This window comes from Rhizobium sp. BK112, from assembly GCF_014193215.1.
Taxonomy (GTDB): domain Bacteria; phylum Pseudomonadota; class Alphaproteobacteria; order Rhizobiales; family Rhizobiaceae; genus Rhizobium; species Rhizobium anhuiense.
The window spans coordinates 364,510-381,847 of the sequence record NZ_JACHYZ010000002.1 but is presented as its reverse complement, the minus strand read 5'-3'; the positions used below and the strand labels follow the sequence as shown (position 1 = coordinate 381,847).

The 17,338-nt window shown below is 61.8% G+C and carries 16 protein-coding genes; 11 read left to right on the top strand and 5 right to left on the bottom strand.

Annotated elements, in window-relative coordinates:
* Positions 1-89: 89 nt before the first annotated feature.
* Both fabI and FHT75_RS06990 read left to right on the top strand, forming a co-directional pair.
* A complete protein-coding gene (gene fabI, locus FHT75_RS06995) occupies positions 90-908 on the top strand; it encodes an enoyl-ACP reductase FabI (protein ID WP_003588115.1) in 819 nt (272 codons plus the stop codon).
* Between the two features lie 24 nt (positions 909-932).
* Positions 933-1,523: a histidine phosphatase family protein gene (locus tag FHT75_RS06990; protein WP_097595254.1), complete on the top strand. Its 591-nt coding sequence runs from the start codon at positions 933-935 to the stop codon at positions 1,521-1,523.
* A 289-nt stretch (positions 1,524-1,812) separates the two neighbouring features.
* Here FHT75_RS06990 and FHT75_RS06985 read toward each other — a convergent pair whose 3' ends face one another.
* Positions 1,813-2,073 (bottom strand): DUF1344 domain-containing protein, encoded by a 261-nt coding sequence (locus tag FHT75_RS06985; RefSeq protein ID WP_018449305.1) that lies wholly within the window; start codon positions 2,071-2,073, stop codon positions 1,813-1,815.
* 255 nt (positions 2,074-2,328) lie between these two features.
* Here FHT75_RS06985 and FHT75_RS06980 point away from each other — a divergent pair, with 255 nt between their 5' ends.
* The 3 genes from FHT75_RS06980 to ribB all read left to right on the top strand — a co-directional run bounded on the left by FHT75_RS06980 (position 2,329) and on the right by ribB (position 7,917).
* A complete protein-coding gene (locus tag FHT75_RS06980; protein ID WP_183844713.1) occupies positions 2,329-5,502 on the top strand; it encodes an EAL domain-containing protein in 3,174 nt (1,057 codons plus the stop codon).
* A gap of 201 nt (positions 5,503-5,703) precedes the next feature.
* Complete coding sequence (aroC, locus tag FHT75_RS06975) at positions 5,704-6,801, top strand: chorismate synthase (RefSeq protein WP_097595257.1); 1,098 nt, start codon at positions 5,704-5,706, stop codon at positions 6,799-6,801.
* 12 nt (positions 6,802-6,813) lie between these two features.
* On the top strand, positions 6,814-7,917 hold the full coding sequence (gene ribB, locus FHT75_RS06970) for a 3,4-dihydroxy-2-butanone-4-phosphate synthase (protein WP_029867871.1): 1,104 nt from the start codon (positions 6,814-6,816) through the stop codon (positions 7,915-7,917).
* Between the two features lie 198 nt (positions 7,918-8,115).
* Here the strand turns inward: ribB and FHT75_RS06965 are convergent, their stop codons facing one another.
* Positions 8,116-9,306, bottom strand: a complete 1,191-nt coding sequence (locus FHT75_RS06965) for a winged helix-turn-helix domain-containing protein (protein ID WP_047615408.1) — start codon at positions 9,304-9,306, stop codon at positions 8,116-8,118.
* Positions 9,307-9,757: 451 nt separating this feature from the next.
* On the opposite strand from FHT75_RS06965, the gene FHT75_RS06960 reads away from it, so the two are divergent.
* The 6 genes from FHT75_RS06960 (at position 9,758) to FHT75_RS06935 (ending at position 14,336) form a co-directional block, all read left to right on the top strand.
* Complete coding sequence (locus tag FHT75_RS06960) at positions 9,758-10,432, top strand: energy-coupling factor ABC transporter ATP-binding protein (protein ID WP_097595259.1); 675 nt, start codon at positions 9,758-9,760, stop codon at positions 10,430-10,432.
* On the top strand, positions 10,432-11,040 hold the full coding sequence (locus FHT75_RS06955; RefSeq protein WP_063476462.1) for an energy-coupling factor transporter transmembrane component T family protein: 609 nt from the start codon (positions 10,432-10,434) through the stop codon (positions 11,038-11,040). Before FHT75_RS06960 ends, FHT75_RS06955 begins: the two co-directional genes overlap by 1 nt.
* A gap of 24 nt (positions 11,041-11,064) precedes the next feature.
* The gene (locus FHT75_RS06950; protein WP_047614436.1) at positions 11,065-11,628 is read left to right on the top strand and encodes a biotin transporter BioY; all 564 of its coding nucleotides are present in this window, start codon (positions 11,065-11,067) and stop codon (positions 11,626-11,628) included.
* A gap of 153 nt (positions 11,629-11,781) precedes the next feature.
* Positions 11,782-12,318: a GXWXG domain-containing protein gene (locus FHT75_RS06945; RefSeq protein ID WP_097595260.1), complete on the top strand. Its 537-nt coding sequence runs from the start codon at positions 11,782-11,784 to the stop codon at positions 12,316-12,318.
* Positions 12,319-12,405: 87 nt separating this feature from the next.
* Complete coding sequence (locus tag FHT75_RS06940; RefSeq protein WP_028757524.1) at positions 12,406-13,194, top strand: alpha/beta fold hydrolase; 789 nt, start codon at positions 12,406-12,408, stop codon at positions 13,192-13,194.
* Positions 13,194-14,336, top strand: a complete 1,143-nt coding sequence (locus tag FHT75_RS06935; RefSeq protein WP_097622943.1) for a PAS domain-containing sensor histidine kinase — start codon at positions 13,194-13,196, stop codon at positions 14,334-14,336. The genes FHT75_RS06940 and FHT75_RS06935 overlap by 1 nt, the downstream gene beginning before the upstream one ends.
* 149 nt (positions 14,337-14,485) lie before the next feature.
* Here the strand turns inward: FHT75_RS06935 and FHT75_RS06930 are convergent, their stop codons facing one another.
* The 3 genes from FHT75_RS06930 to FHT75_RS06920 all read right to left on the bottom strand — a co-directional run bounded on the left by FHT75_RS06930 (position 14,486) and on the right by FHT75_RS06920 (position 17,205).
* Positions 14,486-14,683, bottom strand: coding sequence for a hypothetical protein (locus FHT75_RS06930; protein WP_132574118.1), 198 nt, complete (start codon positions 14,681-14,683; stop codon positions 14,486-14,488).
* A 316-nt stretch (positions 14,684-14,999) separates the two neighbouring features.
* Positions 15,000-15,365 carry a hypothetical protein gene (locus tag FHT75_RS06925; protein WP_097595263.1) on the bottom strand — a complete coding sequence of 122 codons (366 nt, stop codon included), beginning with the start codon at positions 15,363-15,365 and terminating at the stop codon, positions 15,000-15,002.
* Between the two features lie 295 nt (positions 15,366-15,660).
* A complete protein-coding gene (locus FHT75_RS06920; protein ID WP_097622944.1) occupies positions 15,661-17,205 on the bottom strand; it encodes a methionine--tRNA ligase in 1,545 nt (514 codons plus the stop codon).
* Positions 17,206-17,338 lie beyond the last annotated feature (133 nt).

Below are 17,338 nucleotides of genomic sequence, written 5' to 3'. Positions count from 1 at the left end.
ACCTAACAGTTGATGATCCAGGCCAAGCTTGAACCGATTAACGGCCTATGCCATAGGCAGGATCGATCAGAATTCCTAGGGAGCGAAATATGGCTCAAGCATCCGGCCTCATGGCAGGCAAACGCGGCGTCATCATGGGTGTCGCCAACAATCGTTCGATTGCGTGGGGTATTGCCAAGGCCATTCATGCGCAGGGCGGAGAAGTCGCGCTCACCTATCAGGGCGATGCTCTGAAGAAGCGCGTCGAGCCGCTGGCCGCCGAAATCGGCGCGACGCTCGTCGGCCACTGCGACGTCGCCGACGAAGCCACCATCGATGAGGTTTTCGGCAACGTCGAAAAGCTCTGGGGCAAGATAGATTTCCTCGTGCATGCGATCGGCTTTTCCGACAAGGACGAGCTGACCGGCCGCTACGTCGACACCTCGGCCGACAATTTCGCCAAGACGATGCAGATCTCCGTCTATTCCTTCACCTCGGTCGCACGCCGCGCCGAGAAGCTGATGACGGATGGCGGCGCCATGCTGACGCTGACCTATTACGGCGCCGAAAAGGTGATGCCGAACTATAACGTCATGGGCGTCGCCAAGGCTGCGCTCGAAGCGAGCGTCAAGTACCTCGCTGTCGACCTCGGACCGCAGAACATCCGCGTCAACGCCGTCTCGGCCGGACCGATCAAGACGCTTGCCGCCTCGGGCATCGGCGATTTCCGCTACATTCTGAAGTGGAACGAATATAACGCACCGCTGCGCCGCACCGTCACCATCGAGGAAGTCGGCGATGTCGGCCTCTATCTCCTGTCGGATCTGTCGCGCTCCGTCACCGGCGAAGTGCACCATGCCGATAGCGGCTATCATGTCATCGGCATGAAGGCGGTCGACGCGCCCGACATTTCCGTCGTCAAGGACTAGAGCATTTCGAGTGGGGCTGAGACCGTGCTTATCTACGTGATCAGACACGGCCAGACCGCCTGGAATGCCGAGCGCCGCCTGCAAGGTCAAAAAGATATCCCGATGAATGCCACGGGCCTGGAACAGGCCCGGCAGAACGGCGTGGCACTTGCCGAGATTCTCGGCAACAGAGTCGACGAATTCGATTTTGTCGCAAGCCCGCTCGGACGCACGCGCGCGACGATGGAAATCATGCGCGCCGCCATGGGCCTGCCGCCGCTCGCCTATCGCACCGATCCGCGGCTGGTGGAGATTTCCTTCGGCGACTGGGAGGGCTCGACGCTCAAGGAGCTGAAGGCGACGCAGCGCGAGCGGGTGGCGGAACGCAACGCTTCCAAATGGGATTTCATCCCGCCCGGCGATGACGCGGAAAGCTATGAAATCCTCTCCTGGCGCACCGGCTCATGGTTGCAATCCGTCGATCGCCCGACGGTCTGCGTGACGCATGGCGGCGTCATCCGCACGCTTTTCCAGACGATTTCAGACCTGCCGAAGAGCAGTGCTGCGGAAGGCGCAATCCCGCAGGACCGGATCGCCAGGATCGACACCGCCGAGCGGACGATCGTCTGGCTGTAGGGCGCCGCAGGGCGCTCAGTTAGGTCGGAGGGGGATAGGAGCGACTTGTTTGTCCCGGGAGATTGCCGATATGAGCCCCCTCATCCGGCTGCCGCCACCAGCCGGGGTCGAGCCCCTCGTCTCGACCCGTCCTTCGGACCCCCGTAAACCGGGCGAAGAGACATGCCGCGCCTCTCCGTCCCCATCTACATCTCGTAGGGCACGTCCCCTCGCCCCGCGAGTGGGGAGAGGATTAGGGTGAGGGGCAACCATGAGCGCGACCTCATCCGGTCATTCTCCAGAGAATTGCCTATTTGACGATATCGAGATCGTTGATGACGCGCTTGCCGTCGACCTCGGTATAGAAGACGATCACTTTCACGCCGGCTTCGAGGCCGTCGAAATTGAATTCCTCGGGCGCCTGATAGGTCTTGCCGTCATCGAGCGTCAGCACGAGGTTTGTTGTGTCGACCTTCTTGATCGTCGCCTCGACATCGGCGCTCTCGGCAAAACCGCTCATCGGCGACAGGAAACTTGCTGTTGCCAAAAGCGTGGCGACGACGAAACGCATGGCGACAATCCTTTTGAAACGCTGCACGAGAGGCTGCACGAAAAAATGGCTGGCCACAGATAAGCTCCTGAATATGGCGAAAATTGCCCGTAAGAATGGCTTTTCCCGCCCAATTGATGAATAGGATTTTAAATATAATCAAGATGCCGCATTCACTGCGGTTTTTCCCTTCCCAGGATTTTTCGGCACTGCCTGCGGGCAATCGTAAATTAACCCGCGCGTCCTACAGTTGCTCGCCAACAGGGGAGTTTCATTTTGTTATCCAGGCTCAGCGACAGCAAGCAGTTGCGGCGCGTGTTGAAGAATACCCGCGTCTCGTTTCTGGTTTCGTCGCTCGTCGCCCTTGTCGTCATCATGGTCGGCTTCGGCCTCGACCGGGCCAATACTGCAGCTTATGAACGCGAACTTCATATCCGCACCGAAAGCGAGGCGAATCTCATCCGCGCCCGGGTCATGGCTGAGATCAGCATGGACCTCAGCATCGTCCGCGACCTTGCCAACCTGATCTCCGTCAGCGCGGCGAACCGGGACGAGATGGAGCGCCAGATCAACTGGCTGCTGATCCAGAATCCGCCTTTCATTCATATCGCCGTCGCACCTGATTTCATCGTCAGCAACGTCTACCCGCCGCAATCGGGCACTGAGCGGATCGGCCGCGACGTGCGCGAATCCCTCTTCTTCCGCCAGGCGATGACGCCCGCCACCGGCGACCAGTCGGCGCGCTTCTACGGTCCGGTCAGCACCGATGGCCGGGGCGCCTTTGCCATATTCTTCCCTGTCTTCGTCAAGGAGAACGGCCAGCGGCGGATCTGGGGAGCGGTCGAACTCGTCATCGACCAGAAGATGTTCTACGAGGCGACCGGGCTGATGCCGGCGCGCGACCGCGAGAACCAGGAACGCTATCCGCATCTCGACCATCTCTCCATCGCCATCCGCGATATCGGCTTGCCGGCGGCGAGCGCAACGGCAGCCCCCTTCTTCGGGTCGTCCGATATCGACGCCAAGGATCCGATGCGCCAGAAGATCGGCTTTGCCGGCGGCAAGTGGGAGCTTTCCGTCGTGCCGAACAGCGGCTGGGACGCGATCCCGGAAAACCAGACCGAGCTGCGGCTGATCGTCGTTGCCGCCGGCTGCATCATCATCATCCCGATCTTCTTCGCGACCCTCCTGCTCGGCGAGCGCAATCGCAACATTACCGAGCTGGAGACGCGCGAAGCGAAATTGCTGGAACTGTCGCAGCGGCTCAATCTGGCGCTGGAATCTTCGAATATCGGCATCTGGGAGCTGCAGGATGATTCGAGCAGCCTGCTCTGGGACGCGCGCGCCGCCGCCCTGCACGGCAAGCCAGCGCAGGAAGGCAGCCGGGCGCTCGACGAATGGCTGGCGGCGGTCCTGCCCGAGGACCGTGAAACCGCCGAGGTGCATTTCTTCAGCTGCAGCGTCGCCGGCGTTGCCTGCACGGCGCAATACCGCATCCTGCTTGGCGACGGCGGCATCCGGCATCTGCGCTCGGTCGGCGCCTTCTATACGGATGCCGGCGGCGTCGGCAAGACGATCGGCATCGTCTGGGACGTGACCGCCGATGCGGTGACCACCGACACGCTGCGCAAGGCCAAGGATATGAGCGAGGTCAAGAATGCCGAGCTGGAGCTGGCGCTTGAAGAGCTGTCGAGCCGCGAGGGGCAGCTCGCCGAGCTTTCGAGCCGGCTCGACCTGGCGCTCAATTCCTATCAGTGCGGCATATGGGAGGCGCGGCCGGGCCGGGGCGGCTCGATCTGGAACGAGCGCATGCACGAGCTCTATGGGCTTGCGCCGCGCAACGGCTTCATGACCGAGGAGACCTGGCTTGGCTGCATCCACCCCGAGGACCGGTCTCTCGCACTCGAAAGCGCCCGCCACCTCAGGCAGAACGGAGATACGCACACACTCGTCTGCCGGGTGATCGTCGACGACGGCTCGGTGCGTTATGTGCGCTCGGTCGGCAAGGTCCACCAGACGGGGACCGGCGAGATGAAGATCATGGGCATCGCCTTCGACGCCACCGAAGACGTGCTGATGACGATCCGGCTGAAGGCCGCCAAGGACGAGGCGGTCGCCAAGAATATCGAGCTCGAGGCTGCCAAGAACAGGATCGAGCACAATTCGCTGCACGACCCGCTGACCGCGCTCGCCAACCGCCGCAAGCTCGACATCGCCCTGGAAAGCCTGACGAATGACGGCCGCCAACAGCGGCAGAAATTCTCGATCCTGCACATCGATCTCGACCGCTTCAAGGACATCAACGACACGCTCGGCCATGCCGCCGGCGATGCGATGCTGGTGCATGCCTCGAAGGTGCTCGCCAAGAATGTCCGCGGCAGCGACGTCGTCGCGCGCATCGGCGGCGACGAATTCGTCATCCTCGCGCTCGACGTCGGGGATAAGGAGATGGCGCAGCTATCGGCGCGGATCATCGAGGAGATGCGCCAGCCGATCGATTTCCAGGGTTTCTCCTGCCGCTGCGGCGTGTCGATCGGGGTGGCGCTTGCCAACGGCATCCATGTCGATGCACGCAAGGTGCTGATCAATGCCGATATCGCGCTCTACCGCGCCAAGAGCATGGGCCGCAACCGCTTCGAATTCTTCAATCACAATCTCCAGGCCGATATCATCAACACCAAGCGCACGGCCGACGAGATCCTCGCCGGCATCGACAATTGCGAATTCACCGCCTGGTACCAGCCGCAATTCTCGGCCCGGACGATGGAACTGACCGGCGTCGAGGCGCTGGTGCGCTGGAAGCATCCTTCCAAGGGGTTGCTGACGCCGGACAAGTTCCTGCGCATCGCCGACGAGATCAATGTCGTGCAGATGCTCGACCGGATCGTGTTGGAAACGGCGCTGCGCGACAAGATGCGCTGGGCGGCGCACGGCATCACCGTGCCCAAGGTCTCGGTCAATGTCTCGGCGCGGCGGCTGCATGACGGCAGCCTTCTGGAATCGCTCGCCGATCTGCATATCCGCCCCGGCGAACTCTCCTTCGAACTGGTGGAATCGATCTTCCTTGACGAGAGCGAAGATGTTGCCTCGCAGAATCTCGAACGCATCAAGGCGCTCGGCATCGATATCGAGATCGACGATTTCGGCACTGGCCATACCTCGATCGTCAGCCTGTTGAAGCTGAAGCCCAAGCGGCTGAAGATCGACCGCCAGCTGGTGAAGCCAATCGTCAACGCCTCGCAGGAGCGGGCGCTGGTCAGCTCGATCATCGAGATCGCCCGCTCGCTCGGCGTCGAGACGGTGGCCGAAGGGGTGGAGACGGCAGCGCATGCCGAACTGCTGCGCGATCTCGGCTGCGATATCCTGCAGGGCTTTGCCTTCTCGCGGCCCCTCTCCTTCGACGATTTCTCTGCGGAAGCCACAGGAACGGGGTGGCGGCTGGCCTCATGACCGCCGCCCTGCCGATCGACCTCAGCCTGACCCCTTCCCAGCCCGCGAAAAGAGGGTCGCGCCAGAAGACCGAAACAGCATTTCCGCACCTGCCGGTTTGACGCAAAGAAAGGCTTTTGCCTGGACGGTTTTTTGGCCTATGAGTGTCGCGCCTTTTCAAGCAATGGCGCAACCGGCTTTGGCGCGCCACCGTGGGAACACATGTCGCACAATACATTCGGTCACCTCTTCCGCGTAACCACCTGGGGCGAAAGCCATGGTCCGGCGCTCGGCTGCGTCGTCGACGGCTGCCCTCCGGGGCTGCGCTTCAAGCTCGAGGAGCTGCAGGTCTGGCTCGACAAGCGCAAGCCAGGGCAATCCCGTTTCGTGACGCAGCGGCGCGAGGACGATCTGGTGAAGGTGCTGTCCGGCGTCATGCTCGACGCCGATGGCGAGACGATGACGACCACCGGCACGCCGATCTCCATGCTGATCGAAAATACCGACCAGCGCTCCAAGGATTACGGCGAGATCGCCCGGCAGTACCGCCCCGGCCATGCCGACTATACCTACGACCTCAAATACGGCATTCGCGATTACCGCGGCGGCGGCCGCTCCTCAGCGCGCGAAACCGCCGCGCGGGTTGCCGCCGGCGGCATCGCCCGCCTGATCGTACCAGGTGTTACCGTGCGCGGCGCGCTGGTGCAGATCGGCAAGCACAAGATCGACCGCCGCAACTGGGATTGGGACCAGGTCGGGCAGAACCCGTTCTTCTCGCCGGATGCGGCGATCGTGCCGGTCTGGGAGGAATATCTCGACGGCATCCGCAAGACCGGCTCGTCGATCGGCGCGGTCATCGAAGTGATCGCCGAAGGCGTGCCTGCCGGTCTCGGTGCGCCGATCTATGCCAAGCTCGACCAGGATATCGCCTCGCTGCTGATGTCGATCAACGCCGTCAAGGGCGTGGAAATCGGCAATGGTTTTGCCGCTGCCGAAACCTCGGGCGAAGACAATGCCGACGAGATGCGCATGGGCAATGACGGCACGCCGATCTTCCTTTCCAACAATGCCGGCGGTATTCTCGGCGGTATCTCCACCGGGCAGCCGGTGGTGGCGCGTTTCGCCGTCAAGCCGACCTCGTCGATCCTGACCGAACGCCAGTCGATCGATGCCGATGGCAAGAATGTCGACATCCGAACGAAGGGCCGGCACGACCCCTGCGTCGGCATCCGCGCCGTGCCGATCGGCGAGGCGATGGTCGCCTGCGCGATCGCCGACCATTATCTTCGCGACCGCGGCCAGACCGGCCGTCTGAAATAGGAGCGCTCGCCCATGTCTTATGACCAAAAGCGTGTCGTCGACGCCATAAGGGCCTTCGAAGCCGGCGAGATCGTCGTCGTCATGGACGACAATGACCGCGAAAACGAAGGCGACCTGATCGTCGCCGCCGTCCATACCACGCCGGAGAAGATGGCCTTCATCGTGCGCCACACCTCCGGCATCGTCTGCGCCCCGATGCCGAAGGAAGAGGCCAAGCGCCTCAACCTCAACGCCATGGTGGCGGAAAACGATTCGGCCCATACGACGGCCTTCACCGTGTCGGTCGATTTCAAGCATGGCACGACGACGGGCATCTCCGCCGACGACCGGACGCTGACGGTGCGCAACCTCGCCAATCCGAATGTCGGCGCCGCCGATTTCGTCCGCCCCGGCCACATCTTCCCGCTGGTGTCGCGCGAAGGCGGCGTACTGATGCGCTCCGGCCATACCGAAGCCGCTGTCGACCTCTGCAAGCTTGCCGGTCTGCCGCCGATCGGCGTCATCTCCGAACTCGTCAACGATGACGGCACCGTGACGCGCGGTCCGCAGGTGGTCGACTTCGCCGAACAGCACGGGCTGAAACTCGTCTCCGTCGCCGATCTCATCGCCTATCGCCAGCGCAAGGAAACGCTGATCGAGCTCGGCACCAGCTTCGACGTCGACACGCCGTTCGGCAAGGCCAAGGCTCATACCTATTCCCTGCCCTGGGACCCGATGCAGCATCTCGCCGTCGTCTTCGGCGACATCCGCGACGGCGTCGACATCCCGGTGCGCCTGCATCCGGAAAATGTCGCCGAAGATCTCTTCGGCAAGAACAGCCCGGTCGATTTCTACATGCGGAAGATTTCCGAGGAAGGCCGCGGCGTCATCGTCTATCTGCGCGAAGGCTCGGTCGGCGTCGGCCACCACGACAACGGCCGCAAGGCCCGAAACCAGGGCCGCGAAGCCCATGCCGAAGCCCAGACACGCGACAGCGAATGGCTGGAAATCGGCCTCGGCGCCCAGATCCTCAAGGATCTCGGCGTCAGCTCGATCAAGCTGCTCACCAGCCGCGAGCGCCACTATGTCGGCCTGGAAGGTTTCGGGATCAAGATCAGCAAGACAGAGATCTGCTGAGGAGGCTTGGGCTTCGACCCTCGCCATCCCTCATTCCTGTGCCTGTCACAGGAATCCAGCCACGGCGCGTCCGCGCCGTGAATGACTCATTTGCTTCTACGAAGAGAGTTTCCCGCACCCAAGGACTTGGGTGCGCTGGATCCCTGTGACAAGCACAGGGATGAGGGAGTGCGTGATGAGGCACAGAGGGTAATTCGACTACCCTCTCCACCCATCCAAAAGCACCACCTTCTCCACACCCGCAAACCGCGCAACCCGATCCAACTCCGCCTCCAGCCGCTCCAATCGCCCGGCCGAAGGTTTCACGCCCGGTTCCAGCCAGAGCCGTTTGACGTCGAGCGTCGATTTTTTCCGATCCGCCTTCATGTCGATGCGTCCGATCAGCCTGTCGCCTTCGAGCAGCGGGAAGACGTAGTAGCCATATTCGCGCTTCGGCTCGGGCACGAAAATCTCGATGCGGTAGAAGAAGCCGAACAGGCGTTCGGTGCGGTTGCGGTCGCGGATCATCGGGTCGAAGGGGCTGAGCACGCGGATGCGTGGCGGCGCGCCGGGGTAATCGTCGAGGGTCGAGAGGAAATCGGCAAAGGCCCAGGACGGGCGCGCCTTGCCGCCGAGCGCCGGCTCGATCAGCACTTCGATCAGTTCGTCGCGATGGGCTGAGACCCAGGCCTTGGCCTCATCGGGCGAGACCAGGTTCCAGAAGGCCGATATCTCGCCATGGGTGGCAAAGCCGAGCCGGGCAAGCGCGCTGCGGCAGGCCCAGTCGACGAATTCCTCGCGGCTCACCTCCGGCTCGCGGAACTCGGCCGGGACGACGCGCTCGGTGAGATCGTAGATCTTCTGGAAGTTCGAGCGGCCGGCGATGGCGAACTTGCCGGTGTGCCAGAAATATTCGAGCGCCGTCTTGTTCGGATGCCAGTTCCACCAGCCGCCGGAAACGTGACCGTCGGCCTTGATCTCGCGGGCGAGGATCGCGCCATCGCGCTCAACGCGCTCATAGGTCTCGGCGAAAGCCGCCTCGAAACCCTCGCCGCGCCATTTGCGCCAGCGCTCGATGATGACCTGCTCCTGATGGCGGAACTTGTGTTTCCAATAGACGAAGAAGGCGCTCGGCAGGATGGAAGCGTCATGCGTCCAGTGCTCGAACAGCGCGCCATCCTTTTCGAGCAGTGCCGTGAGATGCTCGCGCCTGTAGGTCTGGTTGCGGGAAAACAGGATCTGGTGATGCGCCCGCTCCACCGTCTGGATGCTGTCCACCTGGACGAAACCCAGCTCATGGATGAGCTGCAGCAGGCCGTCCTTGGTCAAGGCGCGGTTCGGCGGAGCGCTGAGGCCCTGCTTGGCAAGAAAGACACGGCGGGCGTCGGAATTGGAAAGCAGATTCGTCATGACCGCATCATAATCCGGAAAATCTTCCTAGCGCATTCCGTTTTTCTTCGAGTCACGGAAATGCGCTAGCTTTGTTTTTCCGCAATCCCGGACGCAAAACCGCTGCGCACTTTTGCTGGAGTTGCTCCGGCCACCCGATATCGAGCCAATATCAACATCGCGATTTGCGCTTTCATCATCCTCGATTCCCCGTGTAGAAGCACTGCTGTCAGGTTGGCGCAATGGTTGTAGCTGCCCCTCACCCTAACCCTCTCCCCGCAAACGGGGCGAGGCGACGTGCCAAACGCAACGTCGAGGGTAAAGGAAGCCGGCGCGGCATATCCCTTCTCCCCGCGAGCGGGGGTCGGAAGGACGGGTCGAGACACGTGGCCCGACCCAGGCAGAGGTGCCGGCAGGCAGATGAGGGGCCGGCATCGGCAATCTCAGCCGATGAAAAATGCGAGGGATGGGTTTGGATATTCGTTTCGAAGGTGCGGGGGTCAGTTTCGGGGCGCGGGTGGCGCTGCAGCCGCTGACGCTTGGCATCAGTGGGAAACGCATCGGCGTCATCGGGCTGAACGGTTCGGGCAAGACCACGTTCGCGCGGCTGATCAACGGATTGACCAAGCCGTCGATCGGCCGCGTCACCGTCAATGGCCGCGACACCGGCAATGAGAAATCTGCGGTGGCCGATGTCGGCTTCATCTTCCAATCGCCGCAGAACCAGATCATCCTGCCGATCGTCAAAGACGACATCGCCTTCGGGCTGAAGCGGCGCGGCTTCACCAAGGCGGAGATCGAGGCGAAGGTCCAGGCGGTGCTGGCCCGCTTCGGCGCTGAGGCGCTGGCCGATCGCCGCGCGCACGAGCTTTCCGGCGGCGAGCTGCAGGTGGCCGCTCTCTGCTCGGTGCTGGCGACGGGGCCGGGCATTCTGATCCTCGATGAACCCACCAACCAGCTCGATCTCAAGAACCGGGCGCTGGTCGAAAGGATCATCGCCGGGCTCTCGGAAAGCGCCATCGTCATCACCCATGATCTCGACCTGATCGCCGATTTCGAGCGGGTGCTGCTGTTTCATGAGGGCCGGCTTGCCGCCGATGCGCCGGCTGCCGAGGCGATCGCCCGCTACAGGGAGATCGCCGCCTGATGCAATCGCTCTATGTCGAGGGCAACAGCGTGATGCACCGGCTTTCGCCGCGGCTGAAGCTGTTGTCGCTGACGGCCTTCGGCGTCCTGCTGTTTATCAGCCAGAACCTCGTCCTGCTTTCGATCGCCGTGCTGCTGACGGCGGTTCTCTATGGCATGGTCGGCCTGCCGTTTGCCGATGCCCTCAGGCGGCTGCGGCCGATCTTCCTGACGATTGCGGTCGTGGCGCTCTTCAACCTGATCTTCAATCCCTGGCAGCAGGCGCTGGTACCCCTGCTGCGGCTGACCGCACTGATGCTGCTCGCCGCCACGGTGACGGCGACGACGTCGATCAGCGCCTTCATCGACGAGGTGACCGCCCTTGCCCGCCCGCTCGAACGCACCGGCTGGGTGCAGGCCGACGATATCGGCCTGGCGCTTGGGCTGGTGCTCCGTTTCGTGCCTGAGATCGTCGGCCGTTATCAGGCGATTCGCGAGGCGCACAGGGCGCGCGGGCTGAAAATCCGGCCGATAACGCTGCTTGCGCCGCTGATCATCCTGACGCTCAGGGATGCGGATAATATCGCCGCGGCGATTGACGCGCGCGGTATTCGGCGGCATGTGAGTTAAAGATTAATAAACACGGAATTCATGATGAGCACTCGCGACCTCGTTCTTACCGCCCTCTTTGCCGCGATCATCGTGGCGCTCGGCCTGCTGCCGCCGATCTCGCTCGGCTTCATTCCGGTGCCGATCACCGCCCAATCCCTCGGCGTCATGATGGCCGGCGTCGTGCTCGGAGCCCGGCGCGGGGCGATTGCCGTGCTGATCGTGCTGGTGCTGGTCGCCATCGGCCTGCCGGTGCTTTCCGGCGGCCGCGGCGGGCTTGCGATCTTCGCGTCACCAACGGCCGGCTTCCTGATCGGCTGGATCTTTGCCGCCTTCGTCACCGGCTATCTCAGCGAACGGCTGGTCAACCATCAGCAATCCGCTCTGGTGCAGACGGTGAGCTTCTTCCTCACCGCCATGGCCGGCGGCATCGTCGTGCTCTACGCCTTCGGCATCACCTATCTCGCCACCGTCGCCGGCCTCGGCTTCACGAAAGCCTTCGTCGGCTCGATGGCCTTCATTCCCGGCGATGTAATCAAGGCTTTCGTCGCAGCCCTGCTTGGCCGTGCCGTCATGGTCGGTTATCCCCTGCTGCCGTCGCGCGCCTGACGCACAAGCCGTTATTGTCTACGAATACCCGACGGCCCCTTCGGGGGCCGTTGGGCTTAAAGACGCAGATGGCCAAAAGCGAAAGCCTTCACCGGGCGCTCCGCCCGGTCCGCAGGAACGGGAACTTCCAAACCTTCCTTTCATTTTTCCGCAATGAACGTTCCTGAAGGAGAACCCATGCGAGGCGACCAGCAGGAGGAGATGGCTGCCTGGTTCCGCTCGCTGGATCCTGTCCAGCCGAAGGAGATGGTCGGCCTTTGGAGCGGCCTCGGTATTCCGTCGGATCATCCACTGGACGGCGTGCTCGAGAATCTCAACTGGTTTGGCAAGCGCTTCCATTCCGACATGCGGGCGGACGCCCTGCTCTTCACGTGGAGACCGGGCCGGCTCGTGCCGCTCGAGCCAAGTTTCTTACCGGTTAGGCTGGCGATCAAGTTGGCGCCCTTTGGCCGGACGTTCGTCGCCCGCAGCTGGTTCTCATACCTGCAGAAGATGCTTCGAGCGAGAGGCACGACCGCTTCGTTGCGGCTTCAGGCCCTCGACGGCATCGAAACGGCTGCGATGATCTACGACAAACAGCCGATCGTGGACTACTTCCGGAGGATTGACGATGACGAGATTGCCGGAATGATGTGCGTGCGCGACGACTCCCGGCGGTTCTTCTTCAAGCTCCGGAAAGTGATGGACTGAGCTGTGCAGCAAACGGCTGGCGGCTGGATAATCTTTCCTCAATCCAAAACAGCCCGAACATGCTACGAAAGCAGGGAAGAGGACGAAATGACCGTCATCGATCGAAATCATGTTCAAGTCCGCGGCGAAGACCAGCGTGCGATGATCTTTTCGCATGGATTCGGATGCGACCAGAACATGTGGCGCTTCGTGGCGCCGGCTTTCGAAGGTGACTTCAAGACGGTGCTGTTCGATCACGTCGGCGCGGGACGATCCGATCTTGCGGCTTATGATGCCGGAAAATATTCTTCCCTATCCGGTTATGCCGATGACCTCGTGGAAATTTGCCGCGCGCTCGGCCTGACGCAAACGGTCTTCGTCGGGCACTCCGTCAGCGCGATGATCGGCGTCATCGCCTCGCTTGAGGCGCCGGACCTGTTTGAAAGCCTGGTCCTTGTCGGGCCGTCGCCGCGCTATATCAACGACGGTGACTATATCGGCGGTTTCAGCGCGGCTGATATAGACGACCTCCTGCAGTCGTTGGACGACAATCACATGGGCTGGTCTGCCGCCATGGCGCCTGTCATCATGGGCAATCCGGATCGACCGGAACTCGCCGAAGAGCTGACAAACAGTTTCTGCCGCACCGATCCCGAGATCGCCAAGGCCTTCGCACGGGTGACCTTCACGTCGGACAATCGCAGCGACCTCCAGCGCGTCACCGCCAGAACGCTGATCCTTCAATGCCGCGACGATATCATCGCCTCCGAAGAGATCGGCGAATTCGTCCATCAACAGATCCCCGATAGTCAATTGGTCGTGCTGAACGCCAGTGGCCACTGCCCCAACCTCAGCGCTCCCGGCGAGGTCATATCGGCAATCCGGCGGTTCGTCTGATGACCGGCGCCGGCACGCAAGGCTCCCCGCCGACCGAGGACCTCGAGGACCTCTACGAAAACGCACCCTGCGGCTATCTTTCGCTGCAGCCGGACGGGCGCATCGTCAAGGTGAACCGGACGCTTTCGGCCTGGATCGGCATCCCTGTCGATCAGCTTCTCGGCAAACGGCTCCATGATCTGCTCAACATGCCGGGCCGGATATTCTACGAAACCCATTTTGCGCCCTTGCTGCGCATGCAGGGGTTTTTCAACGAGGTTGCCCTCGATCTTGTGACATCAGATGGCAGAAAGCTGCCCGTGCTCGCCAATGCAATGGAACGGCGTGCCGAAGACGGCGCCTTGCTTTTCACCCGTGTGACGATGTTTCAGGCCGCCGAGCGTCGCCGGTATGAACGGGAACTGGTCGACGCGCGCGCCGCCGCGGACGCGGCCAGTGCCATGGTCAAATCCCAGCTCGAGCTCGAACAGGAAACCGCCGAGCTGCGGGAACAGTTCATCGCCATCCTCGGCCATGACCTGCGCAACCCGCTTGCCTCGATCGCGGCCGCGGCGCGCATGCTGCGAAAGGAAGAGCAGACCGATCGCGCCACGAAAATTCTCGATTTGATGCAGGGCAGCGTCATCCGCATGTCCGGCCTGATCGACAACGTGCTCGACTTCGCGCGCGGACAATTGGGCGGCGGCATCACGCTCAAGAGGCAAGTGGAGGATCTCGAGCCGATCTTGCGGCAGGTCATCGATGAACTCCGCTCCAGCCATCCCGACCGCGCAATCGAGGTAAGCATCGAATTCGACGGACCGATAAATTGCGACAGCGGCCGGATCGGTCAGCTGGTCTCCAATCTTCTGGGAAATGCCCTGACCCATGGAACGCCGGATGAACCGGTGCGGTTTTCTGCGGCAACTGACGAGCAAAGGCTGGAGCTTTGGATCGCCAATGGCGGCGCCCCGATTTCCAGCGATGCGATGACAGGGCTCTTTCAACCTTTCTTCAAAGGCGAAGCCGGGACAAGTCAAAGAGGATTGGGGCTCGGTCTGCACATCGCCTCGGAAATCGCCCGCGCCCATGGCGGGACGATCATGGTAAGTTCCGATGATAACGAGACGCGTTTCACCTTTGTGATGCCGTTGGATCGATAGGGCCACATAACCGGCAGGCGTGTGCGGCTATTCGTTGCTGTCGGTGCGCGCCTGGCACAGAAGCCGGTCGCCATCTCGGCCCAGCCCGGAATCCGGGCAACAAAAAACCGCCTTGAGGCGGTCGGGCATTCTATCGATTTCAGTTTGATTTAGTCTCCTCCTCCACCATCTCCCCCGCCATCACAGCCGCCGTCGCCTGAGGCGTCGAACCAGCCTCCCCCTCCGTCGCCGGAGCCTTCCGAATTGCCCCACCTGCGCTTGGTGTTTGCGGTGGTCTGGGTGGTTCTTTCTGCCCTTGCGATCAGCGCAAAGATCAGTGCGAAGCCTCCAACGATTCCGGTAGCCACAAGAAATGTCTCCAATCAGTATCCTTTCGTTGTTTCAGGAAATCTCGTTTCCTGACTAAAATAGTAGATTACTTTCCCACTCCTGGAAATAGCCTGAATATGAAACTTTCATGACATTCAGGATCACGTCAAAAAAGAGAGCTATTTGCTCCGTGAGCAGAGGAAGTCGCCGGCTGCATCAAGGGCGGGCGTGATGGGCTCTCGTTCGGCCGCCCGCGTCATAGTCGTGCTACGCCTCTTACGGCGGCGCATGGCAGACCTCAGCAATGGGTCTCCACGCCAGGCATGGGGACGCGGCGCGGAAGGAATCTGTTCTTCATTCCGAATTCGCTGCAATTGGTGCGAAGCGGCCCTTGAGAGACTGTTGCAATTCGTCGTCTTGCCAGCGGTCAGGGTATGGCACTTCCCAAGTCAGCCGCCGCAAGGCTTGTAGAGGGATCCCGTTATATCCCAGTTGCTCAAGGCGAACCAGGAGCAGAGCAGCGTCCAATTGAATCATCAACCGAGCCGAGCCACTGACTTGATGTAAAACGCTGAGCATTGCTGCGTATGATCTGAACCCAAACGAGGCAGCCAGTGCTTCATCGGCATGCGATGATCTGACATTCGCGTACTGTTTTCTCAGTGCCTTTTTCAGTGCAGCTATATTGGAGGGAGCAAACTTAATTGTGGCGTGTAACATCAGACGATCCGTTGTCTTGGTCGAAGTCTGCCGATTACACTTCGACCTTTATGGACACGGTCGCCTTCAATGGAAAATCTGCCCTTCAACCCGGCAGCAGGTTTGGAGGGGCCCCCAGAAGTGAATCATAGCAAGCGTATCATCGGTCATCAAGAACAAGTGTCCGAGCCGGGAAGACCCGAGCGAAAACCACCGGAATCTCCGGTCATGCGTTTTCCGCGTTGCCTCCTCCTAGCAGGCTCGAACTCCGCGCTGCCTAAATTGCAGCGCAGAGAATCCCTAGACTGGTTCCCCTTCAAGCCGTCGCTCTGCGGGGAAAGAGCACGGCCTGCGGAGCGGCTTTGATCCCAGCCACGATCAAAGGGTCCCGGTAGAGGCGCGGAGCCGGTATCCTCAGCCTGGAATGCAGCTTTGCGGCCGAGCTTGGCAAGAACGGCAGGAGGCAGCGGGCCACGATCGCAAGGCCGTGGACCTGTTCGGCCAGGCAAGCGCCGAGACGCGCGGCGGTCGCCTTCCGGTCCTCCGGCGCGAGATCGTCAAGCAGCGTTTTGGCATCCGCCCATGGTGCGCGTTGTGTGAACCGCCTGTTCGCCTCGCCGACAAATTCGAAAATATCCGCGAGGCCGACATGGAGTTCGTAGGCATCGAAGGCCTGAGCCACCTTCGCCGGAAGGCGGGCCGCCGCCTCGACGAAGTCATTGTCCGGCACGGGCGGCACGATGCCGTTGAACGAGGTGGACAGCAGCGCAAGCACCCGGTTGGCGAGATTGCCGAGTTGCCCTGCCAACTCTCCCGACCAGGCGGCTTCAAGACGCTCGCCCGAGAAGTCGCCATCATCTCCGGAGCGTATATGCCGGAGCAGATAATATCGCAGTGCGTCCGGTGTTTCGTAAGATTGGATGATGCCTTCCGGATCGATCCCGTTCCCGGCTGACTTGCCGATCTTCCGGCCGTCCACCGTGACGTAGCCGTGCACCAGGATCGACGATGGCGGTGGCAGGCCTGCGGAGAGCAGGATGGCCGGCCAGTAGATGGCATGGAACTTGGAGATGCCCTTGCCGACGATGTGGATGCGTTGGCCGCCGTTCCAATAGTGCGGCAGGAGGGTTGGATCGGACCCGTGGCTGAGACCTGTGAGGTAGTTCGCCAAGGCATCGAACCAGACGTAGACGACCTCATCCCCATCGGGGACGGGAACGCCCCAGCCGCGCGCCCGCTCGGCGCTGCGCGACACGCTGATATCGCTCAGGCCCCGCCGCAGCAGGGCAAGGACCTCGTTGCGCCGGTGGGCCGGAACGATCCGAAGTTCGCCGGTCTCGACGAGTTCAAGCAGCCGGTCGCCATATCGGGAGAGACGGAAGAACCAGTTCTCCTCACGGATGGTCTCAAGGGCAATGCCGTGTTCCGGGCAGCGCCCGTCATCGAGTTCGGACGGCTCGTAGAATTGCTCGCAACCGACGCAATAGAGGCCTTCATATGCCTTGCGATAGAGGTCGCCATTACAAGCGCATGCCCTCCACAGGGCGTGAACGCAGGCGGTATGCCTGGGATCGCGGGAGGTGCGGACGAATTCCTCGTTGGAGATATCGAGCAGTCCGCCAAGGCGCTCGAACCTGTCGGCATTGGCATTGACGAAGTCCTTCACCGGCAGCCCCGCGGCTTCCGCCGACCGGACGTTCTTCAGGCTGTTGTCGTCGGTCCCGCACTGGAACCTGATGTCGTGGCCGAGAAGCCGGAAATGGCGGGCATAGGCATCGGCCTGGACGAGTTCGAGGGCGAAGCCGACATGCGGCGCGGCGTTCACATAGGGGATCGAGGTGGTGATGTAGATCTTGTTCATCGGCGTTTCCTTTCGAAAGGCTGTTTGCCCCGCGAGACGGATCGACCCATGAAAAGACCGCCTCGAGGGCGGTCACGGGTGCATTATGGACGCACGAAACCCGCCACGCTATGAGCGCAGCATCATCATCACG

Bases quoted from the DNA above. Each gene is read 5' to 3' on its own strand.
- FHT75_RS06945 (WP_097595260.1), top strand. From the start codon at position 11,782: ATGAACGTTCCTGAAGGAGAACCCATGCGAGGCGACCAGCAGGAGGAG.
- aroC (WP_097595257.1), top strand. From the start codon at position 5,704: ATGTCGCACAATACATTCGGTCACCTCTTCCGCGTAACCACCTGGGGC.
- FHT75_RS06925 (WP_097595263.1), bottom strand. From the start codon at position 15,365: ATGTTACACGCCACAATTAAGTTTGCTCCCTCCAATATAGCTGCACTG.
- FHT75_RS06940 (WP_028757524.1), top strand. From the start codon at position 12,406: ATGACCGTCATCGATCGAAATCATGTTCAAGTCCGCGGCGAAGACCAG.
- FHT75_RS06935 (WP_097622943.1), top strand. From the start codon at position 13,194: ATGACCGGCGCCGGCACGCAAGGCTCCCCGCCGACCGAGGACCTCGAG.
- ribB (WP_029867871.1), top strand. From the start codon at position 6,814: ATGTCTTATGACCAAAAGCGTGTCGTCGACGCCATAAGGGCCTTCGAA.
- FHT75_RS06985 (WP_018449305.1), bottom strand. From the start codon at position 2,073: ATGCGTTTCGTCGTCGCCACGCTTTTGGCAACAGCAAGTTTCCTGTCG.
- FHT75_RS06965 (WP_047615408.1), bottom strand. From the start codon at position 9,306: ATGACGAATCTGCTTTCCAATTCCGACGCCCGCCGTGTCTTTCTTGCC.
- FHT75_RS06955 (WP_063476462.1), top strand. From the start codon at position 10,432: ATGCAATCGCTCTATGTCGAGGGCAACAGCGTGATGCACCGGCTTTCG.
- FHT75_RS06920 (WP_097622944.1), bottom strand. From the start codon at position 17,205: ATGAACAAGATCTACATCACCACCTCGATCCCCTATGTGAACGCCGCG.
- fabI (WP_003588115.1), top strand. From the start codon at position 90: ATGGCTCAAGCATCCGGCCTCATGGCAGGCAAACGCGGCGTCATCATG.
- FHT75_RS06950 (WP_047614436.1), top strand. From the start codon at position 11,065: ATGAGCACTCGCGACCTCGTTCTTACCGCCCTCTTTGCCGCGATCATC.